General features: G+C 72.2%; 7 protein-coding genes and 1 pseudogene. 3 read left to right on the plus strand and 5 right to left on the minus strand.

What is annotated here, in order from left to right; all coding sequences use genetic code 11:
* The 3 genes from GTW40_RS26040 to GTW40_RS26050 form a co-directional block, all read right to left on the minus strand.
* The coding region (locus GTW40_RS26040) for an SCO1664 family protein (protein WP_202486441.1) at window positions 1–694 on the minus strand (694 nt) is incomplete at its 3' end.
* On the minus strand, window positions 658–1248 hold the full coding sequence (locus GTW40_RS26045; RefSeq protein WP_161182604.1) for a DUF3090 domain-containing protein: 591 nt from the start codon (window positions 1246–1248) through the stop codon (window positions 658–660). The genes GTW40_RS26040 and GTW40_RS26045, both read right to left, overlap by 37 nt.
* Before the next feature lie 58 nt (window positions 1249–1306).
* On the minus strand, window positions 1307–1993 hold the full coding sequence (locus GTW40_RS26050; RefSeq protein WP_161182605.1) for a histidine phosphatase family protein: 687 nt from the start codon (window positions 1991–1993) through the stop codon (window positions 1307–1309).
* A 98-nt stretch (window positions 1994–2091) separates the two neighbouring features.
* Between GTW40_RS26050 and corA the strand changes: the two genes are divergently transcribed.
* Window positions 2092–3090 (plus strand): magnesium/cobalt transporter CorA, encoded by a 999-nt coding sequence (gene corA / locus GTW40_RS26055; RefSeq protein WP_161182606.1) that lies wholly within the window; start codon window positions 2092–2094, stop codon window positions 3088–3090.
* A 15-nt stretch (window positions 3091–3105) separates the two neighbouring features.
* Here the strand turns inward: corA and GTW40_RS26060 are convergent, their stop codons facing one another.
* Both GTW40_RS26060 and GTW40_RS26065 read right to left on the minus strand, forming a co-directional pair.
* The gene (locus tag GTW40_RS26060; protein WP_161182607.1) at window positions 3106–3894 is read right to left on the minus strand and encodes a ferritin-like domain-containing protein; all 789 of its coding nucleotides are present in this window, start codon (window positions 3892–3894) and stop codon (window positions 3106–3108) included.
* Between the two features lie 209 nt (window positions 3895–4103).
* Window positions 4104–5159 carry an LLM class F420-dependent oxidoreductase gene (locus GTW40_RS26065; protein ID WP_161182608.1) on the minus strand — a complete coding sequence of 352 codons (1056 nt, stop codon included), beginning with the start codon at window positions 5157–5159 and terminating at the stop codon, window positions 4104–4106.
* Window positions 5160–5341: 182 nt separating this feature from the next.
* On the opposite strand from GTW40_RS26065, the gene GTW40_RS26070 reads away from it, so the two are divergent.
* On the plus strand, window positions 5342–6325 hold the full coding sequence (locus GTW40_RS26070; protein ID WP_161182609.1) for an aldo/keto reductase: 984 nt from the start codon (window positions 5342–5344) through the stop codon (window positions 6323–6325).
* Window positions 6256–6838, plus strand: a pseudogene (locus tag GTW40_RS26075) (hypothetical protein); the annotation flags it as partial. The gene GTW40_RS26070 and the pseudogene GTW40_RS26075, both read left to right, overlap by 70 nt.

Below are 6838 nucleotides of genomic sequence, written 5' to 3' on the forward strand. Positions count from 1 at the left end.
GCGCGCCCTCGGCCAGGTCGGCCTGGAGGCGGTCGAGGACGGTGACGGCCTCCTCGGCCAGCGGCTCGCCCGCCCAGCCCCACAGCAGGGTGCGCAGCTTGTTCTCGGTGTGGAAGGTGACGCCGTGGTCGATGCCGTAGAGCGCGCCGGTCGCGGTGGGCAGCAGGTGGCCGCCCTTGCGGTCGGCGTTGTTGATCACGGCGTCCAGGACGGCGAGGCGGCGCAGCCGTACGTCGTCGGCGTGCACGAGGAGCGCGGTGCGGCCCTCGCCGACCTCGGCGAAGCCGACGGCCTTCCAGCCCGGCCCGGGCTCCTCGCCGTCGACCAGGGCGAGGAGTTCGGCCTCGGGGCTGACGTCGATCCACAGCTGGCACATGCCCTCGCCGTAGGGGCCCTCGCGCAGCACGGTCGGCGGGACGAGGCCCCAGCCGGTGGCCTCGGAGACCTCGTAGGCGGCGACCTCGCGGCCGGCCAGGGTGCCGTCGGGGAAGTCCCACAGGGGGCGCTCGCCGGCGACGGGCTTGTAGACGCAGGACGCTTCGCGGCCGTCCAGGGCGACCGTGCAGAACAGGGCCGCGTTGGAGGCGTCGCGGATCCGGCCGCGTACGGTCAGCTCGCCCCGCGCGATCAGTTCCGCGAGGTCCGCGTCGGTGGCGGTCACGCTCCCCGGCGGTATCCGTTCTGGCGCGGACATACGTGTCCTTCCGGGTCGAGCGGGAGGCTGCACAGCGGGCACGGCGGCCGCCCGGCGTTGACGACGTCGAGGGCGCGCTTGGCGAAGGCCCTCGCCTGCGCGCCGGTGAGCCGGACCCGCAGCATCGGGGGCCCGTTCTCCTCGTCCTGGAGGAGGCGTTCCTCGGCCTGGGCGAGGTCCTCCTCGGTCTCGGCGTCCAGTTCGACGAGGGCCTGCGCCTCGACGATCATGCGCTGTTCCTCGCCGTCCCAGGCGAGCGCCATGGTGCCGACGCGGAACTCCTCCTCGACGGGGGTGTCCAGCGGGCCGGAATCGGCGATCTCGGTGGGGGCGACAGCAGGCACGGCCGCGTTGCCGCCGCTGCGTCGCACGACCTCGTCGAGCAGTTCGTCCATGCGTTCGGCCAGGGCGGCGACCTGGGTCTTCTCCAGGGCCACGCTGGTCACCCGGGGGCCCGCGGTGGCCTGGAGGAAGAACGTACGGCGTCCGGGCAGTCCGACCGTGCCGGCCACGAAGCGGTCCGGCGGATCGTAGAGGAACACCTGACGGGACACGTCCTGTCTCCATGGGATCGAGTGGGTTCGGGTGGCCTCACCCTACTGCGGGCGGCGATCACGGTGCGCCCGCACCGCCCCCGACCGGTGCGTCGCCCTCCGGGGGTGTTTCGCGCGGGGCCAGCGACGAAAGGTCGCCGGTGTCGCCGAGGCGCACCAGGTAGGGCCGCAGGCGGGTGTAGCGGATCGCGGTGACGGAGCAGGGCTCCACGGCGACCCGCTGGAACAGGTCGAGGTGGAGGCCGAGCGCGTCGGCCACCAGAGCCTTGATGATGTCGCCGTGGGAGCACATGAGGTAGACGGCGTCGGCACCGTGCTCGCGCTCCACGCGCGCGTTCCAGTCGCGTACGGCCTCGGCGGCGCGGTGCTGCATGGCCCGCATGGACTCGCCGCCCGGGAAGGCGGCGGCGGAGGGATGGCTCTGGACGACCTCCATGAGGGGTTCGTCCTTCAGTTCGGCGAGTTTGCGGCCGGACCAGTCGCCGTAGTGGCACTCCCCGATCCGCTCGTCGGTGTGCACGGGCAGGTCCGGGCGGGCGTCCAGGAGCGGCCGCATGGTCTCCTGGCAGCGCTGGAGCGGGCTGACGACCACCTCACTCAGGGGCAGCGCGGCGAGCCGTGCGGGCAGGGCCGCGGCCTGTTCGGTGCCGCGCTCGTCGAGGGCGACGCCGGGGGTCCAGCCGGCGAGCAGGCCCGCGGTGTTGGCCGTGGAGCGTCCGTGCCGGACGAGGATCAGGGTCGGCATGGGCCCCAGCGTAGACCGGCGTGCGCGCGGGGCGGCCGGGGAAGCCGATTCGGCCACCCCGCGTGCGTAAGCCGCCGGTGGGCGGGAAAATGCTCCCCGTGATCTTCGACTGTGCCATCTACCGTGACGGACGCCGCGCCCAGGCCATCAAGGACCCCGCCGAGGCGCTGAGGGAGGCGCGGGCGCACGACGACGCGTTCGTCTGGATCGCGCTGCACGACGCCACGGAGCAGGAGTTCGACCTCGTCCGCAAGACGTTCGGACTGCATCCGCTGGCGGTGGAGGACGCCCTGAAGGCCCACCAGCGGCCCAAGATGGAGGTCTACGACGACTCGCTGTTCGTCGTGATCAAGCCGGTGTTCTACGAGCCGCGGCGCGACACGGTCACCACCGGCGAGGTCATGGTCTTCATCGGCGACTCGTTCGTGGTGACGGTGCGGCACGGCAAGGCGGCACCGCTGGAGGAGGTGCGGCGCCGGGTGGAGTCGGACCCGGCGAAGCTGCGCCACGGGCCGACCGGCGTGCTCTACGCGATCATGGACGCCACGGTGGACGCCTATCTGGAGGTCGCGACCGAGCTGGGCACGGACCTGGACGAGCTGGAGGCGGAGGTCTTCTCGCCGTCGGACGCGGGGTCGCGGAACACGGCGTCGCGGATCTACATGTTCAAGCGGCAGGTGCTGGAGTTCCGGCGGGCGACGGTGCCGCTCGCGGTGCCGCTCATCCGGCTCTCCGGCACGGGTACGAGCAGCGCGCCGGTGCCGTTCGTGGACGAGGGGGCGCGCCCGTTCTTCCGGGACGTCAACGACCATCTGACCCGGGTGAACGAGTCCGTGGAGGGCCTGGACCGGCTGGTGTCCGACATCCTCTCGGCGCATCTGGCGCAGATGAGCGTGCGGCAGAACGACGACATGCGGAAGATCTCGTCCTGGGCGGCGATGGCGGCGGTGCCGACGCTGATCGCCGGGATCTACGGCATGAACTTCGAGAACATGCCGGAGCTGCACTGGGTGTGGGGTTATCCGGCGGTGGTGGCCGTGATGGTGGTGCTGGAGGTCTTCCTGTACCGCAACTTCCGGCGGCGGGGCTGGCTGTAGGGGGCCCTTCGGAGTTCAGGCGAACTCGGCGGCCTTCGGGGCGGGCCCGCCGAGCGCGTCGCGCCGTTTCGGCATCTCCAGGGTGACCATCCGGCGCCAGCCCATGACCCGCTCCCAGAGGTAGAGGGCGTGGATGCCCGCGGCGAGCAGCGCGTTCCTGAGCCGGGACCAGCGCAGGACACGGCCCATGTGGGCCATGACGGCGAGGCTGACGTCCCGGTAGATCCGGATCTCGGCGAGCGCGCACTCGCGCAGGACGCGCTGGATGGTGCGGCCGTGTCCGGCGTGGGCGAGGCGCAGCAGTTCCTCGTGGCAGTAGGCGAGGTGGTTGTCCTCGTCGTGGGAGATCATGCGGACGGCGCGGCCGATGTCCGGGTGGTCGCCGAAGAGTCCGAGCAGCAGCCGCATCTGCTCGGAGGCCCGCTGCTCGGTGACGCGGCTGTGGGCGAGGTAGGTGACGATGTCGTCCACGGTGAGCGGGCGGTCGGCTTTGAGCTTGTCGTGGGCGAGGCCGATGCCGTGCCGTTCCAGGAGCATCGTGTAGTCGGTGTCGGGCGGGACCGGCACGGGTTCGAGGCCGCGTTTGCGCAGCAGGGCGTGGAAGATCCGGCCGTGCTTGTCCTCGTCGGCACCATGACGGGCGATCTTGGGGGCGAGGGCGCGCTGGCTCTGCGGTACGAGGGCGGCGATGCGGCCGTTCTCCCAGCCGCCCTGGGCCTCCCCGCTTGCGGCGATGGAGCAGAAGAGCCGGAAGGACGCGTCGTTGTCGAGGATCTCCTGGAACAGGCTCTTGGCCGAAAGCATCGTGGGCACCTCTCTGCAGGTCTCCGCAGTGAAAAAGTCAAATGCGGATAAAGAGGACCCGCAACCGCGGTGTGCGCACGCTGGGCCGAAAGAGGGAGCGCCGGGGGCGTAACCGGGCCGGGGACCGGCGCGTTGTTCCCGGTGTCGGCCGTGGCGGGGAAGACCCCCGAGCCCCCACCACGGCCGCGAAAACCTCTTGTCGTGCCGTGTTACGCGAGTCCGGCGCGCTCCAGGGCCTCGGCGCCGCCGCGCAGGGAGGCGATCCGCTCCTCCAGGGTGAAGCCTGCGGGGGCGAGGGTCAGGGTGGTGACCCCGGCGGCCGCGTAGGCCTTCATCCGGTCGGCGATCCGGTCCACCGAGCCGAGCAGGGTGGTCTTGTCGATGAGGTCGTGCGGGATGGCGGCCGCGGCGCCCTGCTTGTCGCCGGAGAGGTACTTGTCCTGGATCTCGGCGGCCTCCTTCTCGTACCCCATGCGCTGGGCGAGCCGGTTGTAGAAGTTCTGCTTGCGGCTGCCCATGCCGCCCACGTAGAGCGCGGTGTAGGGGCGGAAGGTGTCCGCGAGGCGGGTCACGTCCACGTCGGCGCCGACGGCGATCGGCACGGTCGGACAGACGTCGAAGCCCTCCATGGTCTTGCCCGCCTTCTCGCGGCCCGCGCGCAGCGAGGAGAGGGCGGTCTCCTCCAGGTGCTCGGCGGCCGGGAAGATCAGCAGGGCGCCGTCGGCGATCTCGCCGGTCTGCTCCAGGTTCTTCGGGCCGATCGCGGCGATGTAGAGCGGGATGTGCTCGCGCTCGGGGTGGACGGTCAGCTTGAGCGGCTTGCCGGGGCCGCCGGGCAGCGGCAGCGTCCAGTGCTCGCCCTCGTACGACAGGCGGTCGCGGGTCATCGCCTTGCGGACGATCTCCACGTACTCGCGGGTGCGGGCGAGCGGCTTGTCGAACTTGACGCCGTACCAGCCCTCGGAGACCTGCGGGCCCGAGACGCCGAGGCCGAGGCGGAAGCGGCCGCCGGAGAGGGAGTCGAGCGTCGCCGCGGTCATCGCGGTCATGGCGGGCTGGCGGGCCGGGATCTGGAAGATCGCCGAGCCCACGTCGATCCGCTCCGTCTGCGCGGCGACCCAGCTGAGCACCGTGGCGGCGTCGGAGCCGTACGCCTCGGCGGCCCAGCAGACGCTGTAGCCGAGCCGGTCGGCCTCCTGCGCCACGGCGAGGTTGTCCCCGTCCATCCCGGCGCCCCAGTAGCCGAGGTTGATCCCGAGCTGCATGACCGATCCCCTTACTCGCAAGTAACGTATCTGCGGCCGACCTTAGCGACCCATTCCCGCGCGGCCCACCCCACCTCGGGTGTTCGGCGCGGCCGCGGCCGGATCCGGTTGTCCACAGGCGGCCGGATCCCGTTGTCCACAGGCAACCCACGGCACCACCTCTGGCCAGTAATCTCGCGCACATGGAGCAGAGGCATCTCGGCCGTACCGGCCTGCGCGTGTCCCGGATCGGACTCGGCACCCTCACCTGGGGCCGGGACACCGAGGAGCACGACGCCGCGGACATGCTGAAGGCGTTCTGGGAAGCGGGCGGCACCCTCGTCGACACGGCGGACGTGTACGGCGACGGCGCCGCCGAGTATCTGCTCGGCCGGCTCACCGACGGGCTGGTCCCCCGCGAGGACCTGGTGATCTCCACCAAGGCGGGCAGCGTGCCCGACCCCGACCGCCGGGTGGACGGCTCGCGCGGCCATCTCCTCGCCGCCCTCGACGCCTCCCTGACCCGCCTGGGCACCGAGTACGTCGACCTGTGGCACATCCACTCCTACGACCCCGACACCCCGCTGGAGGAGACGCTCCAGGCGCTCGACCTGGCAGTGACCAGCGGCCGCGCGCGGTACGCGGGCGTGTCCAACTTCTGCGGCTGGCAGCTCGCCAAGGCGGCCACCTGGCAGCTCGCGGCGCCGGGCACGCGCACCCGGCTCGCCGGTACGCAGCTGGAGTACTCGCTGCTCCAGCGGGGCATCGAGCGGGAGGTGCTGCCCGCCGCGCTGGACCTGGGGATCGGTCTGCTGCCCTCCTCGCCGCTCGGGCGGGGTGTGCTGACGGGCAAGTACCGGGGCGGCACTCCCCCGGACTCGCGCGGCGCCTCCGACCACATGGCGCCGTTCGTGGAGCCGTACCTCGACGACACCGCGAGCCGCATCGTGGACGCGGTGACGACGGCCGCCGACGGGCTCGCGGTGACCCCGCTCCAGGTGGCCCTGGCCTGGGTCCGCGACCGGCCAGGCGTGACCGCGCCGATCGTCGGCGCGCGCACCGCGCGGCAGCTCGCGGCGGCGTTGTCAGTGGAGGCGCTTAATCTTCCTGACGAGATCTGCCGGGCTCTCGACGACGTGTCGGCGCCCGTGCACCGCTATCCCGATCACGACTGGAGCACGCTGTGAGCACGGAGCCGGAGACCACGGAGCAGACCGGGGCGGAGGGCACCCCGGAGAGCCCGGATGTCCCGGAGAGCCCGGAGAGCCCGGAGAGCCCGGAGAGCCCCGAGGGTGCCGTCCCGGTCTCGGGTGAGGCCGAGGGTGCTCGTGAGGGTGACGGGGGCGGACCGGGTGACGAAGAGGCCACTCCTGAGGGTGAGGACGCTGCCTCGGGTGACACAGGAAGCACCCCTGAGGGTGAGGACGTTGCTTCGAGTGACGCCGAAGGCACTTCTGAGGGTGATGGTGCGGCCCAGTTGTCCGAGGCCGAGGCCGAGCTGGCCGCGCAGCGGCTGGAGCGGGAGCGGATCGAGCGGCGCAAGGCCGAGAAGAAGGGGCCCGTCGCGAGCGGCGGCAAGCTGAGCGGGACGGCCGCCGATCTGCTCGCGGCGGTCCGCGCGGTGGAGAGCGGCGAAAAGCCGGTGCGCCCCGCGTTCACCGAGCCCGCTCCGGCCCCGCGCCGCCCCGCCCCGGAGCCGG

The sequence above is a fragment of the Streptomyces sp. SID4985 genome (assembly GCF_009863025.1).
Classification (GTDB): domain Bacteria; phylum Actinomycetota; class Actinomycetes; order Streptomycetales; family Streptomycetaceae; genus Streptomyces.

What these genes read in the sequence shown, in the direction of transcription:
- GTW40_RS26050 (WP_161182605.1), bottom strand. Translation starts at nt 1,993, where the DNA reads ATGCCGACCCTGATCCTCGTCCGGCACGGACGCTCCACGGCCAACACC.
- GTW40_RS26060 (WP_161182607.1), bottom strand. Translation starts at nt 3,894, where the DNA reads ATGCTTTCGGCCAAGAGCCTGTTCCAGGAGATCCTCGACAACGACGCG.
- GTW40_RS26065 (WP_161182608.1), bottom strand. Translation starts at nt 5,159, where the DNA reads ATGCAGCTCGGGATCAACCTCGGCTACTGGGGCGCCGGGATGGACGGG.
- GTW40_RS26070 (WP_161182609.1), top strand. Translation starts at nt 5,342, where the DNA reads ATGGAGCAGAGGCATCTCGGCCGTACCGGCCTGCGCGTGTCCCGGATC.